This is a genomic window from Bradyrhizobium sp. RT6a (genome assembly GCF_040547675.1).
Classification (GTDB): domain Bacteria; phylum Pseudomonadota; class Alphaproteobacteria; order Rhizobiales; family Xanthobacteraceae; genus Bradyrhizobium.
Genome location: NZ_JBEPQC010000001.1, coordinates 15,423 through 39,922, shown reverse-complemented (window position 1 = coordinate 39,922; position 24,500 = coordinate 15,423). Strand labels below are relative to the sequence as shown.

At 59.4% G+C, this 24,500-nt stretch carries 20 protein-coding genes, 1 tRNA gene and 2 pseudogenes; 10 read left to right on the top strand and 13 right to left on the bottom strand.

What is annotated here, in order from left to right; all coding sequences use genetic code 11:
* Positions 1-47: 47 nt before the first annotated feature.
* From ABIC03_RS00170 to ABIC03_RS00160, 3 genes are all read right to left on the bottom strand, one after another.
* Entirely contained in the window at positions 48-260 is a 213-nt protein-coding gene (locus ABIC03_RS00170) for a hypothetical protein (protein WP_502916895.1), read from the bottom strand.
* Positions 261-645: 385 nt separating this feature from the next.
* A complete protein-coding gene (locus ABIC03_RS00165; RefSeq protein WP_354054527.1) occupies positions 646-885 on the bottom strand; it encodes a hypothetical protein in 240 nt (79 codons plus the stop codon).
* 183 nt (positions 886-1,068) lie between these two features.
* Positions 1,069-1,383: a septal ring lytic transglycosylase RlpA family protein gene (locus tag ABIC03_RS00160; protein ID WP_354054525.1), complete on the bottom strand. Its 315-nt coding sequence runs from the start codon at positions 1,381-1,383 to the stop codon at positions 1,069-1,071.
* Positions 1,384-1,915: 532 nt separating this feature from the next.
* Between ABIC03_RS00160 and ABIC03_RS39240 the strand changes: the two are divergent.
* A pseudogene (locus tag ABIC03_RS39240) lies at positions 1,916-2,326 on the top strand (ISL3 family transposase); the annotation flags it as partial.
* A gap of 20 nt (positions 2,327-2,346) precedes the next feature.
* On the opposite strand, the pseudogene ABIC03_RS00155 reads toward ABIC03_RS39240, so the two are convergent.
* Positions 2,347-2,601 (bottom strand): annotated as a pseudogene (locus tag ABIC03_RS00155) (IS5/IS1182 family transposase); the annotation flags it as partial.
* A gap of 166 nt (positions 2,602-2,767) precedes the next feature.
* Between ABIC03_RS00155 and ABIC03_RS00150 the strand changes: the two are divergent.
* From ABIC03_RS00150 to ABIC03_RS00140, 3 genes are all read left to right on the top strand, one after another.
* A complete protein-coding gene (locus ABIC03_RS00150; protein ID WP_354054523.1) occupies positions 2,768-3,007 on the top strand; it encodes a PilZ domain-containing protein in 240 nt (79 codons plus the stop codon).
* Positions 3,008-5,977: 2,970 nt separating this feature from the next.
* Positions 5,978-6,541, top strand: a complete 564-nt coding sequence (locus tag ABIC03_RS00145; RefSeq protein WP_354054521.1) for a hemerythrin domain-containing protein — start codon at positions 5,978-5,980, stop codon at positions 6,539-6,541.
* Between the two features lie 129 nt (positions 6,542-6,670).
* Positions 6,671-6,946 (top strand): hypothetical protein, encoded by a 276-nt coding sequence (locus ABIC03_RS00140; protein ID WP_354054519.1) that lies wholly within the window; start codon positions 6,671-6,673, stop codon positions 6,944-6,946.
* A gap of 1,947 nt (positions 6,947-8,893) precedes the next feature.
* Here ABIC03_RS00140 and ABIC03_RS00135 read toward each other — a convergent pair.
* Positions 8,894-9,106, bottom strand: a complete 213-nt coding sequence (locus ABIC03_RS00135; protein WP_354054517.1) for a helix-turn-helix domain-containing protein — start codon at positions 9,104-9,106, stop codon at positions 8,894-8,896.
* 172 nt (positions 9,107-9,278) lie between these two features.
* On the opposite strand from ABIC03_RS00135, the gene ABIC03_RS00130 reads away from it, so the two are divergent.
* From ABIC03_RS00130 to ABIC03_RS39235, 3 genes are all read left to right on the top strand, one after another.
* Positions 9,279-9,578 carry a hypothetical protein gene (locus tag ABIC03_RS00130; protein WP_354054515.1) on the top strand — a complete coding sequence of 100 codons (300 nt, stop codon included), beginning with the start codon at positions 9,279-9,281 and terminating at the stop codon, positions 9,576-9,578.
* A gap of 2 nt (positions 9,579-9,580) precedes the next feature.
* A complete protein-coding gene (locus tag ABIC03_RS00125) occupies positions 9,581-9,826 on the top strand; it encodes a PilZ domain-containing protein (RefSeq protein WP_354054513.1) in 246 nt (81 codons plus the stop codon).
* Between the two features lie 239 nt (positions 9,827-10,065).
* Entirely contained in the window at positions 10,066-10,272 is a 207-nt protein-coding gene (locus ABIC03_RS39235) for a DUF6894 family protein (protein WP_502916894.1), read from the top strand.
* Positions 10,273-10,467: 195 nt separating this feature from the next.
* Here the strand turns inward: ABIC03_RS39235 and ABIC03_RS00120 are convergent, their stop codons facing one another.
* From ABIC03_RS00120 to ABIC03_RS00085, 7 genes are all read right to left on the bottom strand, one after another.
* Positions 10,468-11,001 carry a hypothetical protein gene (locus ABIC03_RS00120; RefSeq protein ID WP_354054511.1) on the bottom strand — a complete coding sequence of 178 codons (534 nt, stop codon included), beginning with the start codon at positions 10,999-11,001 and terminating at the stop codon, positions 10,468-10,470.
* Between the two features lie 80 nt (positions 11,002-11,081).
* The gene (locus ABIC03_RS00115; RefSeq protein ID WP_354054509.1) at positions 11,082-11,816 is read right to left on the bottom strand and encodes a hypothetical protein; all 735 of its coding nucleotides are present in this window, start codon (positions 11,814-11,816) and stop codon (positions 11,082-11,084) included.
* Between the two features lie 54 nt (positions 11,817-11,870).
* Positions 11,871-12,332, bottom strand: coding sequence for a hypothetical protein (locus tag ABIC03_RS00110; protein ID WP_354054507.1), 462 nt, complete (start codon positions 12,330-12,332; stop codon positions 11,871-11,873).
* A gap of 787 nt (positions 12,333-13,119) precedes the next feature.
* Entirely contained in the window at positions 13,120-13,389 is a 270-nt protein-coding gene (locus ABIC03_RS00105) for a DUF3892 domain-containing protein (protein ID WP_354054504.1), read from the bottom strand.
* Between the two features lie 43 nt (positions 13,390-13,432).
* Positions 13,433-14,170, bottom strand: coding sequence for a hypothetical protein (locus ABIC03_RS00100; protein WP_354054502.1), 738 nt, complete (start codon positions 14,168-14,170; stop codon positions 13,433-13,435).
* Positions 14,171-14,231: 61 nt separating this feature from the next.
* On the bottom strand, positions 14,232-14,447 hold the full coding sequence (locus ABIC03_RS00095) for a hypothetical protein (RefSeq protein ID WP_354054500.1): 216 nt from the start codon (positions 14,445-14,447) through the stop codon (positions 14,232-14,234).
* A gap of 1,634 nt (positions 14,448-16,081) precedes the next feature.
* Positions 16,082-16,300, bottom strand: coding sequence for a DUF6894 family protein (locus ABIC03_RS00085; RefSeq protein WP_354054498.1), 219 nt, complete (start codon positions 16,298-16,300; stop codon positions 16,082-16,084).
* Between the two features lie 1,013 nt (positions 16,301-17,313).
* On the opposite strand from ABIC03_RS00085, the gene ABIC03_RS00080 reads away from it, so the two are divergent.
* Positions 17,314-17,646 (top strand): helix-turn-helix transcriptional regulator, encoded by a 333-nt coding sequence (locus ABIC03_RS00080; RefSeq protein ID WP_354054496.1) that lies wholly within the window; start codon positions 17,314-17,316, stop codon positions 17,644-17,646.
* Positions 17,619-18,770: a tyrosine-type recombinase/integrase gene (locus tag ABIC03_RS00075; protein WP_354057451.1), complete on the top strand. Its 1,152-nt coding sequence runs from the start codon at positions 17,619-17,621 to the stop codon at positions 18,768-18,770. Before ABIC03_RS00080 ends, ABIC03_RS00075 begins: the two co-directional genes overlap by 28 nt.
* On the opposite strand, the gene ABIC03_RS00070 is transcribed toward ABIC03_RS00075, so the two are convergent.
* A tRNA-Arg gene (locus tag ABIC03_RS00070) sits at positions 18,729-18,805 on the bottom strand. The two genes, ABIC03_RS00075 and ABIC03_RS00070, sit on opposite strands and share 42 nt — an antisense overlap.
* Positions 18,806-19,208: 403 nt before the next feature.
* Here ABIC03_RS00070 and ABIC03_RS00065 point away from each other — a divergent pair.
* Positions 19,209-24,413 (top strand): alpha-2-macroglobulin family protein, encoded by a 5,205-nt coding sequence (locus ABIC03_RS00065; RefSeq protein WP_354054494.1) that lies wholly within the window; start codon positions 19,209-19,211, stop codon positions 24,411-24,413.
* The last annotated feature ends 87 nt before the right edge of the window (positions 24,414-24,500 follow it).

Below are 24,500 nucleotides of genomic sequence, written 5' to 3'. Positions count from 1 at the left end.
ACCGAGCAGGTCCTCGCCAGGGCAGCAGCCGAACATAGGTGCCGCTCTCATGCAGATCGAGCCAGCCCTTCTCGACAGCGCAGCTGCTGCCCGCGCCGAATTCCGTGGCCGCTTGCCTCGAGCGTGTAGAGGAACGGGTAGTTGATCTTCTCGATATGGATTCTGCCGTCTTGTACCGCCTCGATGCTCGAAGCCAGCTCAACGAGCTTACGGGCGGCGACGTCCGGATCGGCAAAAGGGCGTTCGGTGACGAGTTTCATTGAGGGAATCCAAACCTGAAGCCTATGCTTAATGTCGGAGATGCCATCGATGCCCAGGATCACCGCCTCGCCATCGACGACGAAGTGCTTCTGGCAGTTCTTCAGCGCGGCCTTTAGGCCCGCTGAATCCCCAACGCGGCCAGAGCTAGCAGGTCCCAAGGCTTAGCAAACGTGACAATCAGCCTAATTCTCTCAACGTGCTCGGCTCAGGCCATGGCATGTAACGACGCAGCTCTGCGGAGAACGGGCGTCGATGAGCTGCCGCGGCGCCCTCTCATGCTGTGACATACCGGCCTGCACGATCAAGACCTACAAGGCCGGCACGTGCAGGGGCACCGGCTGATCGTCGAAGCACGGTCCCGGCATTGCAGAGCTTGGGAACTAGTTAGACGGGCAGCCGAATCCAAAGGTCGTTGCTGGACAGCGTACCGGCCGGCGTGGCTATCTCCAAATCGACGACGCGAAATGAGCCGGGCTGATCATCATACAGGTAACGAAGATGCCAGACCGGGCCAAGTTCTGGTGTAATGGCGAAGTCATCTAAGGCACTCGCGACGTATCGAACGGCATCGCGATGTGCTATCGGCGCGGAGAACATCGTGTCGATCAGCGTGGCGAGGCTCATACCTTCCTGGAGCATGGTTCGCGCGACTTCGTCCGTGGACGACCTTAATGGCCGATACGAGGGCCGCGATAGCGTCAGGATTCTTTAGAGACACGGCAGATTCGTTTCAGGCCAAAAGCCGGACGGTTGACGTACGGGCGCGTGGGCGGCGGTTGCGTGCTTTCGCAGGGCAATGGACGTCTGCTACAACACCTCAGCGCGGACCTGAGCAACGCCACGATTTGTAATCCCCAAGCTGCGCGCGGCCGCCAGCGAGAGGTCGAGGACGCGGCCACGGACCCATGGTCCGCGGTCGGTGATACGAACGACCACCGACTTATTCGTCTCAAGATCAGTGACGCGGACTCTCGTGCCGAACGGCAGACGGCGGTGCGCCGCGGTTAGTAGATTCCGATCAAACGATGAACCGCTCGCTGTCTTGCCTTTGGAATACGAATAGTAGGAGGCTTTTCCGGAAATGAATCGATTGAAGGATTGAGCGCCTGAACGATCGTTCAAGGGCTCTTGTCCGTTCGGAGACTGCGCTTGCGGCTCCTCCGTCTTTGTCTGATCGAGTCCTTCAGGAGCGGGCTCCGCGTGAGCCTTTGGAACGATGGACCATCTGTCATTGAATGTTTGCCCGACGGCAGGGGTCGCGTGAAGCCCCGTCCAAGTTGAGACCGCTGCAATCATTATCATTCCAGAAAGCGGACGCATGATCGACCTCGCTACAAATCACAAAGCAGAGAAATAATGCAAACTCGTAACCCACGTTCCGGCACATCCCCGATTCATATGTAGAAAGAAGATGTACTACCCATGCGGAACGTAGACGCAGCGCAGCAAGCAGATAGCTCACTGCAACGCACCACGTTAACGGCATCAGAGCTTTCTGGCGAAGCGAGCGTCAACACCGCCTGTACGTGCAGGGATCCAATCAGTGGCGTGAATGTCTTCGCCCTGATTATAGACACGAGGAGGACATTGAACGGACCGTCACAGTTTGGTGGGGCGAGAGGCCGCGAGCCACCTAAGACGCCACGTACGTTGCCTGCGATGGCTCGATGTTCAGTGGGCCGCTGGTCACTATAATGGGGCCGACCTGTGGGGTTGCCTCAAGGCGCAGGGATTTAGCTCGGTGCGAGTCGTTGCCGAATGGGCGACACGCCGTTGGCGTGCCGAAATGCCCAATGCTCAGAGCCTGCAGCGCGTACCGTCCGCGAGAACTATCGCGCGCTGATGACCAATGGCAGCGATACGCTATCAAAGTCAGAGACCGTCACTATTGCGGCAATTGAACAAGGCATTCCTCTCCTGGTGGAAGCTCGAGAAATCATAGCCGGTTTCCATGCGATGATCCGCAAGAAGGCTCACGGAGAGCTTGAACCATCGTTGGTCAGCGCAGCGATTACCGACGTCCTGGTCCAACGGACAGACCGAAGACCAGATCGCCAAACTCCAAACTGGGTTAAGCCCCAATGCCGGGGCATGGAAGGAGTAAAGCTTCCGGCTGCGCTGGCGCTGCTGCTGCGAGCGGATTTGCGCGGCCTGGCCAAGCGGGAGGGCGAATGCGTCCTCCAGTACCGGCTGGCCCTCGCTCCTGCGGCGGATCTCGCGGATGATCCGGCCCAGCCGGCTGCGCAGAATGCGCAACTGCCGCTGATGCCGCTTGAATTCCTTGGCATGAGCGTAGCGGCCCGGCATCATCGCGGCGGCCTTGGCCACACGAGAATAGGCATCGGTCGGAAAGGTGGATGAGCGCCACTTCCTATTAAAGCAGTTGTGGCTGGTCAAAACTCCTGAGACATGGCCGGAATTCGAATGGGCTCGCCGCGGTAAACTGTGACAGTTCGAACTATTCTGTTTCCAGAAGATTTAGCTCTAATGAGCAAAACTGGAGCTTATGGACAATCAACGGACTGCGTCACGAGAGAAGGTTCTAAAGCCCGGAATGATCGAATTCGGGATTAATGCAGTACCGTGCATGGTCCGCAACGTCTCGGAAACTGGGGCGTCTCTCAACGTGACCAGCGCATTCGGCATTCCGGATTTTTTCACGCTGGTTTTGACGTTGGAAGGTCAGCGCCGTTCAGCTCGGATCATCTGGCGCAAAGACATGGAGATCGGCATCGCGTTCGAGTAGGCCCTCTAAACCCCAAGCGCCGCAAATGCTCGCCCCGATCAAAGCTCGCGCTCCGTTGCGCGATGCATCCGACTCTTCACCTTGACCCAATGCTTCTCGATATAAGTCGGGACCGATTTCGCCACGCTCAAAGGGCGCCCGGCAGGCGCGCTAGCAGCCGCTGTAAATTTGTTTTTCGCAGATACAGTGGCCGGTCGCGTGGGCCGTCCCCGTCTATCGCCAACACGCAGGCGTAAAGCTGAGCCTCGCTATTGTGCTTGCGAGAGTGCAGGGCGTTGAAATCGGAAACGTCGTCGAGGCCAAGCACCACCTTCTCACCCTCGACGACGAAGTGCTTCTGGGGGTTCTTCAGAGCGGCCGCGGCAATACGCTCGGTCCCACCGTGCCGTGCGCGTTAGCAGCCGGCACGCGTTTGTCCGCTGATATCCTGCTCTCTTGCTAGGTAGCAAAGGATGGGGAACGGCGGATGCGCTCGTCCAAGGCAAGCTGGCGATTTTAAACCATTGGTCATATTAAATAAGCTAAGTAACTTGAATATTGCTAAATATTTAAAATCGAATTAATTTGAGGGTGCCTGGCGCCGGACGAACGCGTCTGGCCACCGAGAAACGGCTCCCGCATCCCCCCTGCTTACGCCATGAGATGTGAGGGGCCGTTTCTTGGCCGATGGTGAGGCGGATCATGCTACGCGTGGCTGACTTGTTTGTCGTCTCCACTATGACAGCAGCGGTGTTACTGGTTGAAATCGCAATTTTTATTGTTCTCGTCATGATTTGACTGACGCGAGAAACTACCAGCTGATGAGAAGCGGCGCGCGATCACGCATGATCGTCTCAGCCAGCTCGCCGCATCGGGGGGTCGATTTATCTTGTCAAAGTGGAAAAATGACCCGCCGGTCACACCGGTCTTTTTCGTCATTGCTCTCACGAGCTTAGCCCGCATGCCGGCCAGTATCATCTAAGCAAGGCGCCGCCAGATCAGGTTCATAACGGCTATGAGTGCATTTAGCCGCTCGAGGCGGACTTCAGCGCGGGCGCAAAGCGTTCGGAGAATGTTGCGGCCTTGGCATCCCGGGCTGCGGAAAGGGCGGCCGAGATAATCGTTGAACACCCCACGAATGCGATCGCGAGTAAGGCCGCACCGAAAAATAGTTTCCGCATCTTAATCTCCTCGAGAGGACGTCAATGCCGTTCAGTCTTGGAGGGATTTGTTTCAGCGTCATTGTGTGAGGCTCGAAACGGTTTCGTGCACGCGATCGTCACGCAAGCTGGGGTTATGGCGGCAGGACTTGCGTTGTGCGCCGCGCAACAACATATGCTCCGAAAAGACCGATGGCGGAGAGACGGCCCCGGCTTCAGGGTTGGCTTTTGAGGTACGCCGGGGCCGCTCCGCCAGCTTGGGCAAGCTAGCGAGACAGCAACGGCGCCGTGAGGACACGGGTTCCTCGCCGCGCAGGTCAGGCGAGGTTTAATTGGCACAATAATCCGCCGCCTTATTTTCGTTTCTACCCTGCGGCAAGCCACAATGCCTCTGACACTGCGGATGATCGGCCTGGATGATTACACGGTGCACGAGGACCGGCAGCTAGTCGGGCGCATCCGCTACGCCAACGAACGCTCCCGGGGGTTCTGGTTGTGGACGTGCATCGCGACGCTTCCCGGTCCGCCGTTCCGGGAAGCTGGCTCGCTCGATGAAGCCAAGCGCGCCGCTTCAAGGTCGCCTGGGAGAACTCCAAGGCGAAACATCGGCCAAGCTGATTGATATCGCTTCGCTGATCGGCGTCTTTGGTACCTCCAAGTTGCTCGGGGAGCTTTCCTTTCGAGCAAGCAACACTCTCCGCCCTCCGCTCCTGAGATTGCCACATCCGCCGCTGAGATGAAAAAGGCCGCAGGATCAGCTCATCTCCCGCGGCCTTTATTTTCCCGGGAAAATTGAGTGCTTACGTAATGGACACTTCCAGCCCCGGCTGTTGGCGATGATTGCAGAACCTGGTTTGCGGGGTGAGTCCAAAACATGTGTTCCGAAGCGGAACATGGAAGGCTGTTGCGCCTGCGCAACGTGTTGTCCTGATGCGGAAGAGGGCGGGTGCATAACCCGAAGTTCTGCCGTGTTTCATCGAGAGCCCGTCCCAGTATTCTTGCGCGCAGTTGACACGTTCGAATCGGTGTAGGTTCGGGGAAATGGTGAAAATGCAAGTGCACCATCAACCGTAGCACCAAGCTCGGCCGACGGGGAGGGATGCATGGTAGCAGCTCTGCAGATAAACTTTGCGCTGTGGGGATTGATTGTTTGTGTCGCCTGCGAGTTTCTGCAACTCGTCGAATTATTTTAGAACAGCAGCTAGCCGCCGACTGCAATCACCGTCTTGGTGATAATGTACAGCCACGCCAGCGTTGTGATAGCTGAAGAAGGCTGCCGGTAGAACCATGAAGTGCGCCTGTGTGGGAGGCAAGTGAGCTGAGTAACATCGTTCTCGCTGTCTCTATCCCGTGTACAGTTTCGCGGATAGGTGCCGGCGGGCATGGGGGCGCCCCATTTCAACCCAGCCACGGGCCTATGAGGGCGGCCGTTTAATTATCAAGGAGACCACTGTGATCGGTTTACCGGCGCTGCTAAAACGTTCAGAACGTGGAGATCAGCCAATGCGCCATGGCTCGGCTCGGTGAAGCTGAACCTCATCAACACCAGGAAACCTGAACAAGAATGTCGCGAAGGTCTATGCGGGTTAGAGCACGGTGCAAGGGGTAGGGGTGTCCGCAGCTTCAGAACCAATCGTTTCTTAGCGACCGCGGCTTTCCCGTTTCACACGCATCTGCAATTCAGAATATGGGTCTAAATTGCGGCTAGGCAATCGCGAGCATGGTCCGCACGAGTTGCGCGATCTTAAAATCGCATTGTCTCGGATTGATCTGTCGCAAATGCTGACACTCGACCAAAGACGATATTGAGATCCGTTTATGGAGCTCTGCCATGATCATAGAGCGCTTATCCCAAGAGCATCTCAACATTGAGAAGCTGCTGGCCATCCTCGAGCGGGAGCTCGAGGTATTCGACCGCGGCGACCGTGCTGACTACGAGGTCATTCACGCGGTTATCAGTTACTTCGAAGTCTACCCAGAGGTTTATCATCATCCCCAGGAAGACCTGGTATTTGCCAAGCTGAGGGCACGAGATCCAGCCGCTGCTGCGAAGGTCGGCGATCTAGCTCGCGAACACCAAAAAGGGGCCCAACTTTTACGCCGCGTCGCTCAGGCGGTCGAAAGCGTTCTCGCGGAACGTGGCATTCTGCCCGAAGAGGTAGATCTTATCATTCGGGATTTTATCGCGCACGAGCGCCGCCACATGAGGATGGAAGATCGCGATTTTTTTCCCCTGGCAGTTAAGCTTCTCGAGCCTCAAGATTGGACTGAGATCGCTTCAGCCGCGACGAGTCAGAATGACCCGCTTTTCAGCGACGTTGCCGAAGAGCGGTTTGATACCTTGCGCGCACATATTTTGCGGCTTGAGCAGGAGGCTGACGCGGAGCGTAAGTAATCGCTACGGCGTCGCGCATTGCATTGTGCCACGCGACGCTGAGGTCCACGGCGCAAGGGGGAGTCAGAATTGGGCTGCGCCTTTCCTTCCGCGCTCACATGCGCCTGCGGCCCGAAGCAGGAGGCTATCATGCCGCTCCACACCGACAATCTCGAATCGACCATGCGCTATGCATTGCTGACAACGCGGGCTATAGTCGTCTGTCCTTTCCATCCAGAGGTCATGATCCGCGTCGGAGACGGCGACGCCGAAACGCATGCTTATTACCGCGCCAGAAGCATCACCAAGAGTGATGGCACGTGCTGGGAGCGTGAAGATCTCATGGAAGAGATTGTGCGCCAACTCACGGATGCGGCCGACGGCGTGTGTCCTCGGTGTGCGCAGCTGGTTGCTTCCCATAACTGACGGGCTGCGCCGTCAGGACACCGGAAAGGGAAAACCGAGGCAAAAACCTAGAGTTGGCTAGCTGGCAGCGCTTCGGTACAACCCGCCGGTTCACGCTGGCTGGCTTTCGGCAGGATCGCGGCAAGACAAACTTCAGGATGGCCAGCCTTCATCGAGACGCGAAGACTACCTGCTCCGGCTGGCAAGCGTTTTAGATAATGTCGGCGCGGACCAGCAGGTGATAATTCGGGACCGGTACATCGAGTACGCGTTCGGCGGGAATGACGCGCTCGCGCTTGCAGAGGCCGAAGTCTTCGCCCGCGCTCATGGCTGCACGTTTCGTTACAACCGCATTGAGCAACAAGGCGTGTTTACCGGGTCGTATCCTGCCGGAGGCAGGGCTTAAGGCGTTTAGGAACGACCACGCAGTTTGATCTGCTTCTTTAGCTTGGAATAGCGAGCCTCGACCGAGGCCTGACTCCGGCCGAGCTCTGCTGCAATGTCGCTGAATGACGCTCCGCTCGCGCGCATCTGAAAAAGCATTTCGTCGTCCTCCGCGGACCAAATCGCCGAACTTTTAGGAGCCCCGGATCGGACCATTTCCACCCTGCTGCCGACTTTTTGCGATCAGACAAAAGCAGGACCGCGATCAGGCAAATTATGGCGGCTGGCATCCCAAAAACAACCGCTTACAAGTTGGGCAGTCGTACAGGCGCACGCCGGATCGGCAGTGTTATCACTGTGTCCCAGCAGGACGGCCTCACCGCTAGGAGCGCTCCACGGAAAAGGCCGCAGCGGCAAACCACTGCGGCCAGCCGGTCAAAATGAAGACGTGAAATATTGATTCCAGCCCCGGCAACACAAGCCTACAGCGACGGCTCAAGTCCGCAATGTCGGCGATGTCACACTTATGGAAAACTTAAATGTCAGTCTTGCTGACTGAGGGAGGGCTCGCCGGGGCTGGCTAAAGCGAGCCCTCAACCTCGTGTGCGAGGCCGCCCCCCGGCTGCCTCATCGCAAGACCAATAGTCTGCGCTAGAACGCGTCAGATTAATGTCCAAACTAACATGGAAGTTTGGCGATCCGGTTGTCCCGATTTTCCGACAACTGCCTTCATCAGGGCTGAAGGCCTAAGCCAAACCTCAAAACGAGAGCCTTGTGACGGAGCGCGCCAGCGGTGCGCTTGGTCAGCGCGCAATTCTCAAGCCGCGCACTTATCCAACTACCGCGCGACGATATTCAAGCGCGTGTAGCAAACGACCTCGTTGGACGGGGGCGGGAATGTTCACGCTGTTCGCTGCGGCTTGGCGGACTCTAACTCCTCCCGAAGTTGGAGCGGCAATCCATCCGCTTTTCCCAAGAACAACCAATCCAGTGTCAGGCCAGGAATCTTTTGCACTAGCAGAATGCCGATGCTTTTTGACAACGGAAAGCCACGTTCGAAATTGTTCCAACGGGGGATTTCAATCCCGATCCGCCTACAAAACGCCGTTTGCGTCCCGGCAACGGCTTTTCGCACGAGCTTGAGCCTTTCCGCTACGTTCTCATTACTCAGTGGATTTTGTGGCATCGACTACCTTGGATGCGGGAGGGGAGTCTGAAAACTGTCTCAGGGTAGGTGCCGATTTGGTTCAGGAGATGAGCCACTGCAGCGCCAGTCTCAGGTACGAGAAGAAGTAGCGATCAACAAATAGACTGAGGGGTGGCCACGCGATGATGCCGATGCCGATAGGATTATGCAGCCTGAGCCGATCAGCATCTCTTTGATTTCGCGGTGCATCGCGTCAGTTTAGGCCATTCTCCGTTATGCCGTCCAATCTCTTAGGGTCAGCGCAAATCCACAACCTGCCTCGACGGTTGCGATCGTCCAGCTGGCCCGCGCGCAGCACGGCGCCGCACTGCCGATGAAGGTTATTGCCGCGCGGTGAATGATGGAAATCCGACGGCCCTCGCGGGGCGGGCCCAGGGTTAACTACCCCATTGCGCGAAAGCGTGTCCGCTCCTTCGGCTTGTTCGCCCTCGCTGCTTGCGGAAGCGTTGTAACCGACCGTACACGGCCTGGCGACTGCGACCCAACCGCTCGGCCAACTCGGCTGCAGTCATGCCCTCATCGAGTAGCGCAAGTAGTTGCGCTTCTTCGTCGGCCGACCACGGGCGGGTCTCTTGTCGATCGTTGGACATCGTGCCACGGATGAGCGCTGCGGAGCGTCATCGTACGTCAACATCGTAAATGATAAGTTCAAGACGAGCCGTGAACGTCGGCTGACTTGCGCTTGCAAACCCAGGGCACGTATAAGGTCGACCATGTACGGGAGTTCCAGGGTGCCCGCGTAACGATCTGTAAGTACTGGGCATGCAAAATAGCGCCTTTCTGCGCGTGATCAGTCCGACCAAGGAGATCGCCGTGACATCAGATAATGATGACGAGCTGGCTATTTTGACGCGAGAGATCGCTGACAAGGTGACCTATGTTCAGAGCCAAACAATCCTGATCGACGTCCTTGAGCGAGACGGACACGACGTGTCTCACTATCAGAGAGAGCTAGCCAAGGAGCGGTCGAATTTGGCAACCCGGATCGCGAGGCAGTTTCGGCTTATCGAAATAGCATCGACCGGTGAAGGACACGAGACAGCCGCGTCAACTCAAGGATAACCATGTCGGATCGCCGGAAGATCGATCGGTCGGACGTCGACTTAGCCGCCTATATTTTTGGAGATGGCGGCAGCCAACGTTGCCGCGTGTTCAACATTTCGGAGGACGGGGCGGGGATCGAGTTAAAGACGAAGCTGCACATGCGTGCCACATTCAAGATGATGTTGGAAAGAGACCGTATCATCAGAGATTGTCGTCTTGTGTGGTGCAGTGATACTCGCATCGGCGTTGTGTTCGAAAAGAATTGAGTCGGCTCTGCTAGGTTGTCGGTGCCAGCCAAGTGCCCCGGGGGGACAAGGGTCGGGGTGTCGCCACGCTGCCTAGCGGGATGCGTCGAGCGTTGTTGCTGCGGGTCAATGACGCCACACGCCTGGGGCTGTGAGGAGGGCGCCCGGTGATCCGCTTCGCAAGACCCTGTCGTTTTTGACAGGTGCGGGCCGTCCAGACATGTGGGCATGATCGCGACTAAAGGACGAGAGCCGCGGCTATGCGTTACTACTTCCCGATTTTACACAATGGCGAGACACAGGCGGACGATGTGGGAGAGCTATTTCGCTCTGCTGAGCTAGCCGTCCAGTACGGCGCTCGTGTCGCTCGGGATATCGCAAGCGATCCCGATTGCGACCATGATGCGGGCACGATCGTGCTCGTAGTTGACGGCTCCGGTGCTGAGATCGCGCGGCATAGGGTCTAGGGCAGGCGGAAGCGGTGGAGGTGAGGGGGCTACTGAAAGCAGTTTCGGACGAAGTTCGTCCGAAACTAGGCTGATTCAACGCTCGGGTAGAGCAGTAACAGCAGAACCGTGATTGCACCGAACTTGGTCTTCGTCATTATCTCACGTTCCTGATCTGCTAAGGCCAGCCAAAATCGCAGGGTGCTGAACGATGCGTCACGTTCGCTGGAAGACGGCAGCCGGGAAGCAAAGCGGATTGTTCTCTGTACGGCCATCTTGAAGGACCGCCTCGTCATGACGATATTTCTCAACTGCTCGGCGCAACCTGCGCTTCTGTTCTGTCCGCGTTTGCGACATCATGTCAGGAAACAGCTTGCGGATGGTATCCAGATCAGCACCAGCCGCTAGCTTCTCCTCATTGAGCGAGAACCACCAAAGTTGAAATACCTGCACAGGGAGCGGCAAGCGACCCGTAACAGAAAAATAGTCCCACCACCCGATGAATAGCGCTGCGTCGTTTACGGTATCGTTGAATGCTGCCAAGAGGTCGTCATCCTCTCTGCGCAGGCCCTCCTTCGTGCTCATATGTTTGAAGGCGTTCCAATATTGTCGTTGAAGACGGCGGATTTTTCCCATGTCTAGCTGCGGGTAGGTCTCCAGTATGTGAGTGGAGAAGGTGCGAACGTTCTCCGAAGCTGCTATCGCCTCAATCAATTCGCTGCCGCCACAAGCCAGACATTGCACGGCCACGGGATCGCGATCCTTGATGAAGAGATCAAGTGCGGTGCCAAGCTGATGGCGCGCAGCATTGAGCTTGTTCAGCGTATTGGTTATCGGGGATCCTCCACAACAGGTGAGGGATGTGCCCCGTGATGCGCATCGGCGAAGTGAGGTAGGATTGCTTCCGCAGCATTGAGGGACACCGCCAGGATGGCTGCCGTTCCTAACGCGCACTTCATTGGGATGACAAAGCGGTCGCTGCCCCTTGCTTCGAAGGTGGCAATGCCGGTGTCGTGGTCGATCTTAGAAAAGAGCCCGCGGTGCCCATACGACTTTGGATGGCAGAATTCCGAGAGAGCATCATAGTGACTGCGGAAATGTGGGATGACGGTGCGGTCGATTAAATCGATAGATCTAAGTATCTGCCGGGCCTCATGTTCGGGGTGATCGCGAAGGAGCTCTTTATCTTTGGTCCCGAAAAGAGAATTCATCGCCAGCGCGTCGACTGCTCCAAAATCTGGGATGGATGCCAATTCCCGAAATCTTTTTGAGAAATCCCAATAAAAGGCCGCGGTCTCGACCATGGCTCTTCCATTTAGGATCGCGCTCAAATAGTTTGCATTATTCCAAGATGATGCGGCTCCTTCTGCCAAGGCTATCTGTCGATACACAACCGCGTTTGCTAGCACCGCGACTTTCCAAGCGATCTTCGATCGTCGATATGGCTCAACGAGAAGGTCGATTTGCTCACGTCGCCGCGCCGCGAGCGAACTCAGTTCTGCATTTAGTAACTCGAGTTCGTCTCGTTCATCGAACGAAACGCTCGCTGTGTCGATTAATATCATGCTCTCTGATCGCATTGAGGGTGGCCCAGGCTGCCGGGTTCACAGTTCTTGACGCTATCCCTCCCCGATCAGGAAGCTGACAAAAGCCTCGGTGAATTTGTAGCGAGGTACCCTGTTGTACCGAGCATCATATATCGCGCCTACATGAATCATGATCGTCATGATCGATGAAATGTAAGGAATTGAATCTTCAAAATAGATAAACTGCGGATAGCTTGCGCCGTAAGAAACCCTGTTGTTCGGAAGAAGCACGAACTCGCGAACTAACGGCTCCTTCTGAAGGTTCTCTCGCATCTTTGCGATTAGCTCTGGAGCCTTCTTTTCCAAGTCCTTGAACGGGTGAGCCCTATTGACCGCAAAGCCCCGGGCTTCAAGATAAGCCATCCGCTCTGCGGTATCCTTCCACTCTCGAAGGAGGCTGGTGGGAAACGCAATTTCATCATCGTCTATTAGCTTCGCGTGGTTTTGACAAAGCCATATGCCGTTCGCGATGTCCGCTCGTTGTTCTGACGTCATGGCATCGTTGAACCGTGCCCCTCCAGGAGATGCTGCGCAAATATGAGCGGCGACCCCCGTGTTTGTTACGCCGGACCCGTCAGAGCCCGGCCCAGAGGTCGGAGCACGACAATCAGGATTTGAACAGCGCATTCCGACGCGCTTTGCCAGTCTTTCGATAGTGGGCCGAAGAAAATCGTCTCGTGACATTTGGCTGCTCGACTGTTCGGACGACCGTATGGGTTATTGGCCGATCACACTACCTCAGAGAGACCTTGTAGTCGGTAAGCACGTCACGATAGGGGGATAGCGCTTAGATCCTACTTCTTTGTGCCGTAGGGACTCTGGTTGGTTGGCGCTAACGAAATCTCTCCTTCGGAAGCTTTGTTGTAGATCGCGTTTTCGGTCCGCCCTAACTTCAGGCCGATCACTCGCGTCGGCGTGTTGCCTTTCACGAGCTGTCTGAGTTGGCTCACTTCGCCTGGGGCCATGGTTTGCCGCTGTTACGGGTCGACTTCGCCATATTGCATTGCTCCTATTGATGGGTGCCGTAGCGATTGCCGGTTTTCGAGTTCACGTAAGTGCCGCCGCGATGAGATGAGCCAGAGCCGCTCCCAACGAAGCTGCCCCCGTGGCTGCTTGTATGATGTCCGCCGCCGTAGCTAACGCGACCTCCGTGTGACCCGCCGCGTGCACTCGCATCTTGGGTCAGAGCTAAAACCACCAGTAATCCCATAGTGGCTATGATCGCGTTCTTCATTGTCGCCCCGCAAGTTTCTGAGATTCTAGTTCCGGGAAATCCTGAGTGCTACGGGCACTCGCGGAGCGCCAGCAGGTTGTCGTTATAATCGCCGTCGGCGTGCGTTCGAACGTATTTGCCGTTGGGGCCATCGACTACGCCGATGTCAGCCCGCCTGCCATCAACCATCGCGAAAAAAGTGTTTGATCCCGACTCGATGGATCGAATGACCTCCGATCTAGGCCATTTCCAGTTAGACCCGCCAAGGTGAGTGATGCCCTCATGGGGATTATTATCTCTAGGCTGCTTGCTGATACACGTGACCTGAGCATCGGCCATGTTAGTTGATCCTCCGTTCTAAACGATGTTTCCAGCGATGCGGTCAAACCCCTGGCGGCCCTTGCGCTACGTCGATGACATGTCGTTCCGTACCTACTGTGATGACGATGGTGTAGCTCTTCTGTGCGCCGGCCTGATCGGTTGGCGGCGCCACGTGAAGTTGACCTCCGTACCATTCACCTGGCATTAGCGTGTTGTCTTTGATGACCGACTGCTCGAGCACGGCCATATTGCGCTGCCCAGTTTCCACCGTTGCAGCAATCATGGTCTCGTTCTGCACTGCTGCGTTGTTTTGCGCGATTGCTGCAGCGGTCGGGCTGTAGAAGGTGCCAGTGCGCCCGCTCGGAGTGGTGTAGCTCCCATGTCCCGCGTGCGATGCGCTGTAGGCATTGGCGCCTGCTGCCAAGCCTGTGAGGAGGGCGGCTGCGACCTGCCGATTTCGCTCCTCTTGCACCAACATCTCGTAGGTCACGACTTTCATTTCGAAGTCAGAGCCCGCGGCGTGCTGGACAGCCTCTACTTGCGCGACGCGGAAGTCGACCGGCTGCTTGCTTAGATTGTTGATGCCGACGATGAACACAGGTCTCCCGTTCGCCTGGAGCTGGCGCGAAGCTGGTTTAACGAGAACGAGTGAGTTCTTTTGTCGAGACACCAGGGCTGGCTGCCCATCTCGCATAAGCGCCTGCTGCTGCGGATTTGACGCTCGAAAAGAAACGGTCTCGCCAGTAGATACGCAGCTGCCCAGCGCGACGCAAAGCGCCACGATGCCTATGTTACGCATGTAAAAAGCCCCCCGGCCTAAAAACAACAGGGGCGCACTGAACCTCAACCAACGCGCGAGATCAATAGGTTGCGCGCGCAAAATGCCGCAACTTGGGAAAAATATGCAAGCCTTGTGGATGAAAAGGCGGCAGCGCCCCGAGGCGGGTTTGTTTGTTCTGCGCATGCGGAGGAGCTATGTGATGGACCAGCGTGCCGATGTAAGCCGCCGGACGGTCGGCGGCGGTGCTGCAGGCGGCGGAGTAACGGTTAATCGGCGGCCAGTCGTGGCCTGCCACCCATCAAGCTCACACCCCCCTTAGCGTACTCCAACCAAATGCGCCGCCGGGCTCAAAACACATGTCCCGGCGGCGATGGGTTTAGTCCAGCCCCGAGAGGGATCAACAAAATCCCGGATACTGATACTACGGACAGAAGCGCGCGAAGTTTCAGTGCAGCTCTCCGTGCATTGGATTCGAGGGCCCGCCGGTTCACGCCGGCCGGCCTGCCATTGTGCAGCAGAATGCCATGCCCCAAGGCCCTAGCGGAATTCAGTATCTATTCTCGTGGAACAAGCGCCTAGTGGATCCATCACCGGCCCATCACGGTCTCTATCGGTGACTGAGAGCCCGGTGCTCCCGCCAAGATATGCGGAGCCATTTATGCCCATGCTCACCAGATCCCTGACAGAACGCCTCACCCAAATGGCGAGCGCCGCTCGCATCCGGGCAGAGGCAACACCTCCGGGGCCCAAGCGGGAAGCTTTGCTAAAAGCCGCGCGCCTGAGTGAGAACGCCTTGCACATTCAGCAATGGCTAAGCTCCCCCGGCCTCCGCCCCCCAACGTAAGCCCCCACTCGATGAGCATGCCGTCTTATGTGGCGGCCTCATTGTAAGCCACGGTTCAGGTTGACGGGCCACTGTGCTAGCACCCCGGTGCCGTGCCGATCGTGCGGAACGTCGCGGCGTCGGTCGCAGGAGCAGCCCTTTAGCCGTTCCTGCGACCTTCACTTTCGAGGCTCCGGCGCTCTAATCCGCAATTGGATCGGCAGGCCGGGAGCATTGGGGGCTGGAGGGCGAGCCATGCCATGTTCGCTCCAAACTGACAAGGCGCCACCGGTAGTTGTACGGAGTCCATTTTCGGAACGGGGTGTTCTACTGTGAGAACACCGGCGCGATTTAAGTACCAAGCAATTTCATTTATCCGGGATGGCCGCAGTGGGGGCTGGAACCACGCTGCGGGCGGTCTCACAGAGCTGATTGTTTTCACGTGCATTGGGCAAGCGGCCGACTTAACCTGCGTTAAGGAGATCAGGCCCGCTCTCGCTGGGATTGTAGCCCTACCGATCTCCGGCTGGGCGTCATGTTCGACGATGCTGCTAAGTTCCGGCTAGAGTCTGAGGAATGCCGCAAGCAAGCGGGCATAGCGCAAAACCCGTGCTCCAAGGCGTAGTGGCTTCTTTTCGCTGACGAGTGGCTAAAGCAGGCTGTGACCGCTGAGGCTCTGGCGAAGCGCGAGGCGGCTGAACCTGTGGCCGCAAAGTAAGTCCGCCTCACTGGGCGGCTTAGAGACGGCCCCGGCTTCATGGGGGCTGGAAGGTGGGCCGGGGCCGCTCCGCCGGCTCCGTTGGGCGCGAGCCAGCAAGACTTGCAAGCCTCCCTCAGCGCGTTGGTTCCTAACGTCCGTTCGAGGTCGCAAATTGCGGAGGCTTGCCGCTGCTGAAATCCGGCCTGACCTGAGCCCCTCGGTTGCCGCATGCGGCGCACACAAACCGCGGCTCGATGTCAGACAAGCGAACATCGTCTGGCCAGCGATCGGCGCTAAGAGCAACATTATAACCGCAATGGCAGTGGACCAGAACGTGCCGTAAGCCCATCTCGCGCATCTCGCCGAAGGGTGATCGATCGCCGGTTCGCGCCGTTAATCGAACTCGCTATTGCCATGCGCCCAGCGGAGCATGCGCAATGGCATTGCCATCCTCGTCGTAAACAACGATGCACATTCCCTTACAAATTAGCTCGGGCATTTCCGCGAGGATCTCTTGCGCCAGGACGGACGCAAACTCTTGCGCCTCATCCCGATCCAAGATGATTGGGGCGAGATCGGATTCGAACTCGGTCAGATTACTTATGCTGTAAGTGCAAAGAAGCATGGCTGCTGTCCTCGCTTTGTCGCAGCGGCCCCCGGTAGCGGCTTAGAGGCGGCCCCGGCTCATGGGGGCTGGAAGGATGGGCCGGGGTCGCTCCGCTGGCTTCCGGTCGAGCGAGCCAGCAAGACTTCCAAGCCTTCCTCCGCGCGTTCGTTCCTCGCCGGTCCACCTGGGAAATTTACGGCTGGGTCGCTGGCTCAATCGTTCGGTGCCAATCCTTGATTTATCTCAAGGGAATTGGTCCACGCCGAACATTCAATGAACGCATGGACCGGCACACCCTGTACTACCGGCTTTCGCTGGTCTGGCTGGCGATCATGGTCGCCTGCCTAGTGTTGGTTCTCATGCAGTAAGGCGATCTCAGTGCGCGGCCCAGGGACGACCCCGGCTCTGGACAAGGGGGATTGCTGCCGGGGCCGCTCCGCTAGCCCAAAGGAGAAAGCTAGCGAGACAGCAAGCCGGGCAGTGATGCTAGGTTCCTACGGCGGTCAGCAGATCCTACCCCAGTGTCAACAGCCGCACGTTGGTACCGCTTCTTTCATTTATTCCGGCAGCGCGTAAAATAGTCCGCCGACTGAGGCGGGATTTTTGGCTACATTCCGTGATTGAACCGCTTAACTCCCTGATCGACTAACACTTAATTATCTCCAAAATCATAGGTGGCGCGATGTCCTCTCCAGAAGAAGACGATCGACGCGAATTTTTAAGGTCCTGCGGCAGGTTCGCCGCCGTAACACCTCCGACCATTACAGTGTTGCTTTCGACCTCACTGTGCAGCAACGCGATTGCCAGCTCCGACGGCCGGCGTCGTGTATGTCTAATAACTATCGCCGAGCGTGGAAGGTCGCCCGACGGGCGGCCTTAGACTGTCGCCCCTGCTTGCGACTGTCATGCCGGACCGGCGGAGTGGCTTCCCAGGCGCCCGGGGGGCGGGCAGGTTTTTCGCTGGTGCCGGTAACGAACTGTTACAATCCGACTGCAATGCCGGCTTGTGCCGCATTTGTCGCGAGGCGACCGTGTATAGTTTAGTGAGTGCGTCGGATTCGGCCGGCGAGGTAAGCAGAGCAATTTTTCCCAAGGGCGCACTCTTGCCCATTCCCGCCAATGACAACTATCGCGTGCAACCGCGCGGCCTACGCCGTGCCGATGCGGCACGGTACCTCGGGATCTCTCCCAGCTATTTCGATACCCAGCGTAAGGCCGGTAACATTCCAGCGCCGAGGCAGATGCTCGGCGTGGTGCTATGGGACCGCAACGACTTGGATCGCTTGTTCGATGGTGTTTCAGTCGGGAACGAAAACGACGACTATTGGAATAAGCAATGCGGCAGCGGAAGCCAAAATACGTAAACGAATATCTCGATAGGCACGGGCGACCCCGTGTCTATTTGCGCAGGCCCGGCAGGCCGCAACTCGCTTTGCCCGCGCCTCTCTACACACCGGAATTCTGGACGGCCTATCGCGCTGCTATGAGCGCAGACGAGCCAACGCCGGAGGTGCGCCGTATCAAGCCCGGGACGATTGCTGCTGCTGTGCGCGGCTACTACGGCAGCGCCGAATTCAAGGGCCTGGCTGAGAGCACGCAAACGATTTATCGCAACGTCCTGAATCGTTTCGCCGACAAGCACGGTGACGGGCCGATTGCTGGCATTCAGGCCAAGCACGTCAACAGCCTCATTGACGAGATGGCCGACAGGCCGTCAGCCGCGAGCAATTTCAGGAAGCGTCTGAAGGCCGTGATGGATTACGCAGTATCGGCTGGGATGCGCAGTGATAACCCAGTTGTTGTATCCAAGCGCGTGAAGCTCAAAACCACAGGCCATAGGACTTGGACCGAGGCCGACATCACCGCATTCCGCAAGCGCCATAAAGTCGGCACACCGCTACGGCTTGCCTTTGAGGTGTTACTGCACACTGGCCTGCGTCGCAGCGATGCCGTGCGCCTTGGCTGGAAGCATCTCACTAAGCAAGGTTTCGTCATCACCACCAAAAAAAGCCAAGGGCATGTCGAGTTGTGCATTCCGGTGCATCGCGACTTGGCGGGCTACATCGCCGATTGCCCAAAGGACGGCCCGGCCTTCATTGAAACCATGTACGGAAACGCGCGCAGCGAGAAGGCGTTTTCAAGTTGGATTAGCGAAGCGGCGGCAGCTGCAGACCTTCCACCTCGCTCCAGCCCGCATGGAGTTCGAAAGGCGGCGTGTCGTCGTCTAGCCGAGACAGGATGCACAGCGCTCGAAATTATGAGCATCACCGGCCATACGGATATCCGTGAAATCGAGCGCTATTGCCGTGAGGCCGCGCGCAAGAAGCTTGCCGTTGCTGCGATGGCGAAACTTGAAGGGGGTTTCGATATTCGATTGCCTAACCCACCCGAGGAGTTAGGCAAAAGTGACGATAATTTATTGAAATCATTGACGGCAAAAGCCGATTGGCGATCCCGGCAGGAATCGAACCTGCAACCCTCAGAGTAGAAATCTGATGCTCTATCCAGTTGAGCTACGGGACCGTCTTGAGCCGCCCTGGTTGGGGGCCGGCTGTTCATCTACCATGCCATTATGAAAAATATCGTCTTTCGCCAAGCCTGAACCGAACCGTTTTCCTCGAAGCCGCGACAAAGCGGAACGGTGGGGTGTCAGGGTGCCGGGTTGAGCGGCAGCGGACTGGACGATGGATCACATCGCCGGGAACGCTGGCCAGCTTCCGGGACACGGCCGCCGGACGACTGGTCGGGTATTGCTGCGCCATCAGGACGGCGTGCGCGGCGGTAGCTTGATCGGTCTCCTCTGGGCGTGCCTTGTCATGGCGAATGCGACGGTTTGCAGCTTTGGTTCCATCGCCTTGAGTCCGTCACCTTTCCACGCATTTCATGCGACAAGCGGCGTTCGTCCGCGATTTCCGGGAGTCCATCCATGATCGGTCTTGTTCGCGCCGTCACACTCTGCGCCACGCTGGCGTTCGGCCTTAGCGTAGCGCAGGCCGCCGACAAAGCCTTCAAACGGGACGACCTCGCCGATTCCGCGATCAAGCTGGAGGCGCAGATCAAGGGCGAAGCGGGGCCGGTCGCCAAGTCCGCCGCGAGCTTGCGCACCGACGCCGATGCTGCCTTCCGGCGCAACGACTATCGCACCGGCCTCTCGGTACTCGGCCAGATCGCGGCGACCACGCCGGAGGACGCAGGCAACTGGCTGCGCCTGGCAAAGGTCATCTTCCAGATATCGCCGAAGAGCTCGAGCGAGCAGACGTTCCTGCTGGAGCGAGCCTCCACTGCCGCCTACATCGCTTACCAGCGCGCCGGTAATGCGGGCGAGGAGACCGATGCGCTCGCGGTGCTCGGCAAGTCCCTGTCCGAACGCAAGTTGTGGCGGCCGGCGCTGGATGCGCTGCGACTCTCCCTCGAGATGCGCGAGGTCGCCGATGTCCGCGGCCAGTATGAGAAGATGCGCGACGAGCACGGTTTCCGGCTGCTCGACTACACCGTGGACTCGGACTCCGCCAGTCCGCGCGCCTGCTTCCAGTTCTCGGAGGAGCTGGCAAAACGCACCGATTTCGCGCCGTACCTCGCGTTGGCGGGGCAGGACAAACCCGCGCTGGCGGCCGAGGGCAAGCAGCTCTGCGTCGACGGGCTGAAGCATGGCGAGCGTTACAACATCAATTTGCGCGCCGGCCTGCCGTCCACCGTGAAGGAGGGACTGCCGAAATCGGCCGAGTTCAACGTCTATGTGCGCGACCGCAAGCCCTTCGTGCGCTTCACCAGTCGCGCCTATGTGCTGCCGAGGACCGGCCAGCGCGGCATTCCCGTCGTCAGCGTCAACACGCCAGCCGTCAACATCAACGTGTTCCGGATCGGCGACCGCAATTTGATCAACACGGTGGTCGACAGCGATTTCCAGAAGACGCTGTCGAAATACCAGCTCAGCGATCTCGGTGGCGAGCGCGGCGTGAAAGTCTGGACCGGCGAACTCGCGACCGCGATGACGCTGAACCAGGACGTCACCACCGCGTTCCCGGTCGACCAGGCGCTGGGCGAGCTCCAGCCCGGCGTCTATGTGATGACGGCCGCGGCCAAGGGGCCGGGCTCGGACGACGACTACCAGCTCGCCACCCAATGGTTCATCGTCTCCGATCTCGGCGTCACGGCCTATTCCGGCAATGACGGCATCCATGTCTTCGTGAATTCGCTGGCCTCGACCGATCCGGTCGGCAAAGCCGAGGTGCGGCTGGTCGCGCGCAACAACGAGATATTGGCCACCCGCAAGACCGATGACAGCGGCCATTTGTGGTTCGAGGCGGGGCTTGCGCGCGGCGAGGGCGGCCTGTCGCCGGCGATGCTCACCGTGACCGGCGAGAAGGCCGACTATGCCTTCCTCAGCCTCAAATCCTCCGCCTTCGACCTGTCCGACCGTGGCGTTGCGGGTCGCGTGGTGCCTGCGGGCGCCGATGCCTTCGTCTATGCCGAGCGCGGCGTCTACCGCTCCAGCGAGACCGTCTATCTCACCGCGCTCTTGCGCGACGGGCAGGGCAATGCCGTCACCGGCGGGCCGATGACCCTGGTGATCGAGCGCCCCGACGGCGTCGAATACCGTCGCGCCGTGCTGGCCGACCAGGGCGCCGGCGGGCGCACCTTGTCCCTGCCGCTCAACCCGGCTGTCCCAACCGGGACCTGGCGGGTGCGCGCCTTCACCGATCCGAAGGGGTCTTCGGTCGGCGAGACCACTTTCATGGTCGAGGACTACGTCCCTGACCGGATCGAATTCGACTTGTCTGCCAAGGACAAGCTGATCAAAGCTAACGCTCCAGTGGAGCTTAAGGCGGACGGTCATTTCCTCTATGGCGCGCCGGCCTCCGGGCTGGCGCTCGAAGGCGACATGCTGGTCGCGCCCGCGTCCGAGCGGCCGGGCTTCGCCGGTTACCAGTTCGGCGTCGCCGACGAGGAGACCTCCTCGAACGAGCGCACGCCGCTGGAGAACCTGCCGGAAGCTGGCGCCAACGGCGTTGCGACCTTCCCGGTCACGCTCGACAAGCAGCCGGCCTCGACGCGGCCGCAGGAGGCGCAGATCTTCGTCCGCATGGTCGAGACCGGCGGCCGCGCCGTCGAACGCAGGATCGTGCTGCCGGTCGCGCCTGCTGCCGCCATGATCGGCATCAAGCCGCTCTTCGGCGACAAGAACGTCGCCGAGGGCGACAAGGCCGAGTTCGATGTCGTGTTCGTCTCGCCCGAGGGTGAGAGGCTTCGCCGCGACGGCCTGCGCTACGAGCTCCTGAAGATGGAGTCGCGCTACCAATGGTATCGCCAGAGCAATTACTGGGAGTACGAGCCGGTCAAATCGACCTCGCGCGTCTCTGACGGCGACGTGACCGTCGCCGCGGACAAGCCGTCGCGAATTTCGCTGACCCCAAAGCCCGGCCGCTACCGGTTGGACGTGAAGTCGAACGACGCCGACGGCCCCGTGACCTCGGTGCAGTTCGACGTCGGCTGGTATTCCGACGGCAGCGCCGACACGCCGGACCTCCTGGAGACCTCGATCGACAAGCCGCAATACGCCTCGGGCGACACGATGACCGTGTCGGTCAACGTCCGCAGCGCCGGCAAGCTGACCGTCAACGTGCTCGGCGATCGCCTGCTGACGACGCAGACCATCGACGTCAAGGAAGGCACCGCGCAGGTGAAGCTCCCGGTCGGCAAGGACTGGGGCACCGGCGCCTATGTGGTGGCGACGCTGCGCCGTCCGCTCGATGCGGCCGCGCAACGCATGCCGGGCCGGGCGATCGGGCTGAAATGGTTCGGCATCGACAAGCAGACCCGCACATTGCAGGTGAAGCTGGCGCCGCCGGCACTGATCCGGCCGAATGCGATGTTGAAGATCCCGGTCAAGCTGGACGGGCTCAATCCGGGCGAGGACGCCAAGATCGTGATCGCCGCGGTCGATGTCGGCATCCTCAACCTCACCAATTACAAACCGCCGGCGCCGGACGACTACTATCTCGGCCAGCGCCGCCTGAGCGCGGAGATCCGCGACCTCTATGGGCAACTCATCGACGGCATGTCGGGCACGCGCGGGCAGATCAAGTCCGGCGGCGACGCCGGTGCCGCCGAGCTCCAGGGCTCGCCGCCCGCGCAAAAGCCGCTCGCGCTCTATTCGGGCATCGTCACCGTCGCCGCCGACGGCACGGCGGAAGTGAGCTTCGACATTCCGGAGTTCGCCGGTACCGCGCGCGTGATGGCGGTGGCGTGGACCGCGACCAAGCTCGGTCGCGCCAACATCGACGTGGTGATCCGCGATCCCGTGGTGCTGACCACGACCCTGCCGCGCTTCCTGCTCAACGGCGACCACGGCACGGTCAATCTCGAGATCGACAATGTCGAAGGGCAGGCCGGCGATTACGTCATCAACGTGAAGACCGGCGGCCCGGTGAAAATGACCGGCAATCCCGCAACCACGGTCAAGCTCGGCGCCAAGCAGCGGAATTCGTTCACGCTCGCCATCGACGCGACGGCGGCGGGGCAGGCGACGCTCGACGTCGACATCAAGGGGCCGAATGGCCTGGCGCTGGCGCGCCACTATGCGCTCGACGTCAAGGCGGCGACGCAAGTCCTGGCGCGGCGCTCGATCCGGACGCTGGCGAAGGGCGAGAGCCTGACGTTGACCTCGGATATGTTCGCCGATCTCGTGCCGGGTACCGGCAGCGTCTCGGTCTCGGCCAGCCTGTCGGCTGCGCTCGATGCGGCGACGATCCTTAAAGCGCTCGACCGCTATCCCTATGGCTGTTCGGAGCAGATCACCAGCCGCGCGATGCCGTTGCTCTATGTCAACGAGCTCGCGGCCGGCGCGCATCTGGCCATGGACACCGAGGTCGACCAGCGCATCCGCGACGCCATCGAGCGGCTCTTGGCGCGCCAGGGCTCGAACGGCTCGTTTGGGCTGTGGTCGGCAGGCGGTGACGACGCCTGGCTCGACGCGTATGTGACGGACTTCCTGACCCGCGCCCGCGAAAAGGGCTTTGTGGTGCCGGACGTACTGTTCAAGACCGCGCTGGATCGTATCCGCAACTCCGTCGTCAACGGCAACGAGCCGGAGAAGGACGGCGGCCGCGATCTCGCCTACGGTCTCTATGTGCTGGCGCGCAACGGCGCGGCGCCGATCGGTGACCTCCGCTATCTCGCCGACACCAAGCTGAGCAACCTCGCAACTCCCATCGCGAAATCGCAGCTCGCCGCGGCGCTCGCGCTGGTCGGTGACCGCAATCGCGCGGAGCGAGTCTATGGCGCCGCGCTCGACAGTCTCGCGCCAAAACCTGTGCTGGAGTTCGGACGCACCGACTACGGCTCGCAGCTCCGCGATGCCGCAGCGCTGGTGTCGCTTGCCAGTGAAGGCAATGCGCCGAAGGCAACGCTGACGCAGGCGGTCTCGCGGGTCGAGACCGCGCGCGGGCTGACGCCCTACACCTCCACGCAGGAGAATGCGTGGCTGGTGCTGGCGGCACGCGCGCTCGCCAAGGAGAACCTGTCGATGGAGGTGGACGGCCAGCCGGTCAAGACCGCGCTGTACCGCAGCTACAAGGCCGCGACACTGGAGGGCAAGCCGCTGAAGATCACCAACACCGGAGACGCCCCAGTGCAGGCGGTGGTCTCGGTGTCGGGTTCGCCGGTGACGCCGGAGCCCGCGGCATCGAACGGCTTCAAGATCGAGCGCAGTTTCTTCACGCTCGACGGCAAGCCCGCCGATATCAGCAAGGTCAAGCAGAACGACCGCTTCGCCGTGGTGCTCAAGATCACCGAGGCCAAGCCCGAGTACGGTCACATCATGGTGTCCGACTATCTGCCGGCCGGTCTGGAGATCGACAATCCAAAATTGGTGTCGTCGGGTGACAGTGGCACGCTGGGCTGGATCGAGGATGGCGAAGAGCCCGAGGATACCGAGTTCCGCGACGACCGCTTCACGGCGGCCGTCGACCGGGCCTCCGATTCCAAGGCGGTCTTCACGGTGGCCTATGTCGTGCGTGTGGTCTCGCCCGGCAAATACGTGCTGCCGCAGGCCTATGTCGAGGACATGTACAATCCCTCGCGCTACGGCCGCACCGGGACCGGCACGGTCGAGGTGCGGGCGGCGAAGTGAGTAAGATGAAAGCCGAGCCACATACTCAGTCGTCATGCCCGGGCAAAAGCGCGAAGCGCGTCTTCGCGCAGATGTCCCGGGCATCCA

Coding starts and splice junctions, on each gene's coding strand:
- ABIC03_RS00125 (WP_354054513.1), top strand. CDS start 9,581: ATGTCGGATCGCCGGAAGATCGATCGGTCGGACGTCGACTTAGCCGCC.
- ABIC03_RS00145 (WP_354054521.1), top strand. CDS start 5,978: ATGATCATAGAGCGCTTATCCCAAGAGCATCTCAACATTGAGAAGCTG.
- ABIC03_RS00165 (WP_354054527.1), bottom strand. CDS start 885: ATGAGCCTCGCCACGCTGATCGACACGATGTTCTCCGCGCCGATAGCA.
- ABIC03_RS00075 (WP_354057451.1), top strand. CDS start 17,619: ATGCGGCAGCGGAAGCCAAAATACGTAAACGAATATCTCGATAGGCAC.
- ABIC03_RS00065 (WP_354054494.1), top strand. CDS start 19,209: ATGATCGGTCTTGTTCGCGCCGTCACACTCTGCGCCACGCTGGCGTTC.
- ABIC03_RS00085 (WP_354054498.1), bottom strand. CDS start 16,300: ATGCTTCTTTGCACTTACAGCATAAGTAATCTGACCGAGTTCGAATCC.
- ABIC03_RS00130 (WP_354054515.1), top strand. CDS start 9,279: ATGCAAAATAGCGCCTTTCTGCGCGTGATCAGTCCGACCAAGGAGATC.
- ABIC03_RS00170 (WP_502916895.1), bottom strand. CDS start 260: ATGAAACTCGTCACCGAACGCCCTTTTGCCGATCCGGACGTCGCCGCC.
- ABIC03_RS00140 (WP_354054519.1), top strand. CDS start 6,671: ATGCCGCTCCACACCGACAATCTCGAATCGACCATGCGCTATGCATTG.
- ABIC03_RS00100 (WP_354054502.1), bottom strand. CDS start 14,170: ATGCGTAACATAGGCATCGTGGCGCTTTGCGTCGCGCTGGGCAGCTGC.
- ABIC03_RS00110 (WP_354054507.1), bottom strand. CDS start 12,332: ATGACGTCAGAACAACGAGCGGACATCGCGAACGGCATATGGCTTTGT.
- ABIC03_RS00150 (WP_354054523.1), top strand. CDS start 2,768: ATGGACAATCAACGGACTGCGTCACGAGAGAAGGTTCTAAAGCCCGGA.
- ABIC03_RS00135 (WP_354054517.1), bottom strand. CDS start 9,106: ATGTCCAACGATCGACAAGAGACCCGCCCGTGGTCGGCCGACGAAGAA.
- ABIC03_RS39235 (WP_502916894.1), top strand. CDS start 10,066: ATGCGTTACTACTTCCCGATTTTACACAATGGCGAGACACAGGCGGAC.
- ABIC03_RS00115 (WP_354054509.1), bottom strand. CDS start 11,816: ATGATATTAATCGACACAGCGAGCGTTTCGTTCGATGAACGAGACGAA.
- ABIC03_RS00105 (WP_354054504.1), bottom strand. CDS start 13,389: ATGGCCGATGCTCAGGTCACGTGTATCAGCAAGCAGCCTAGAGATAAT.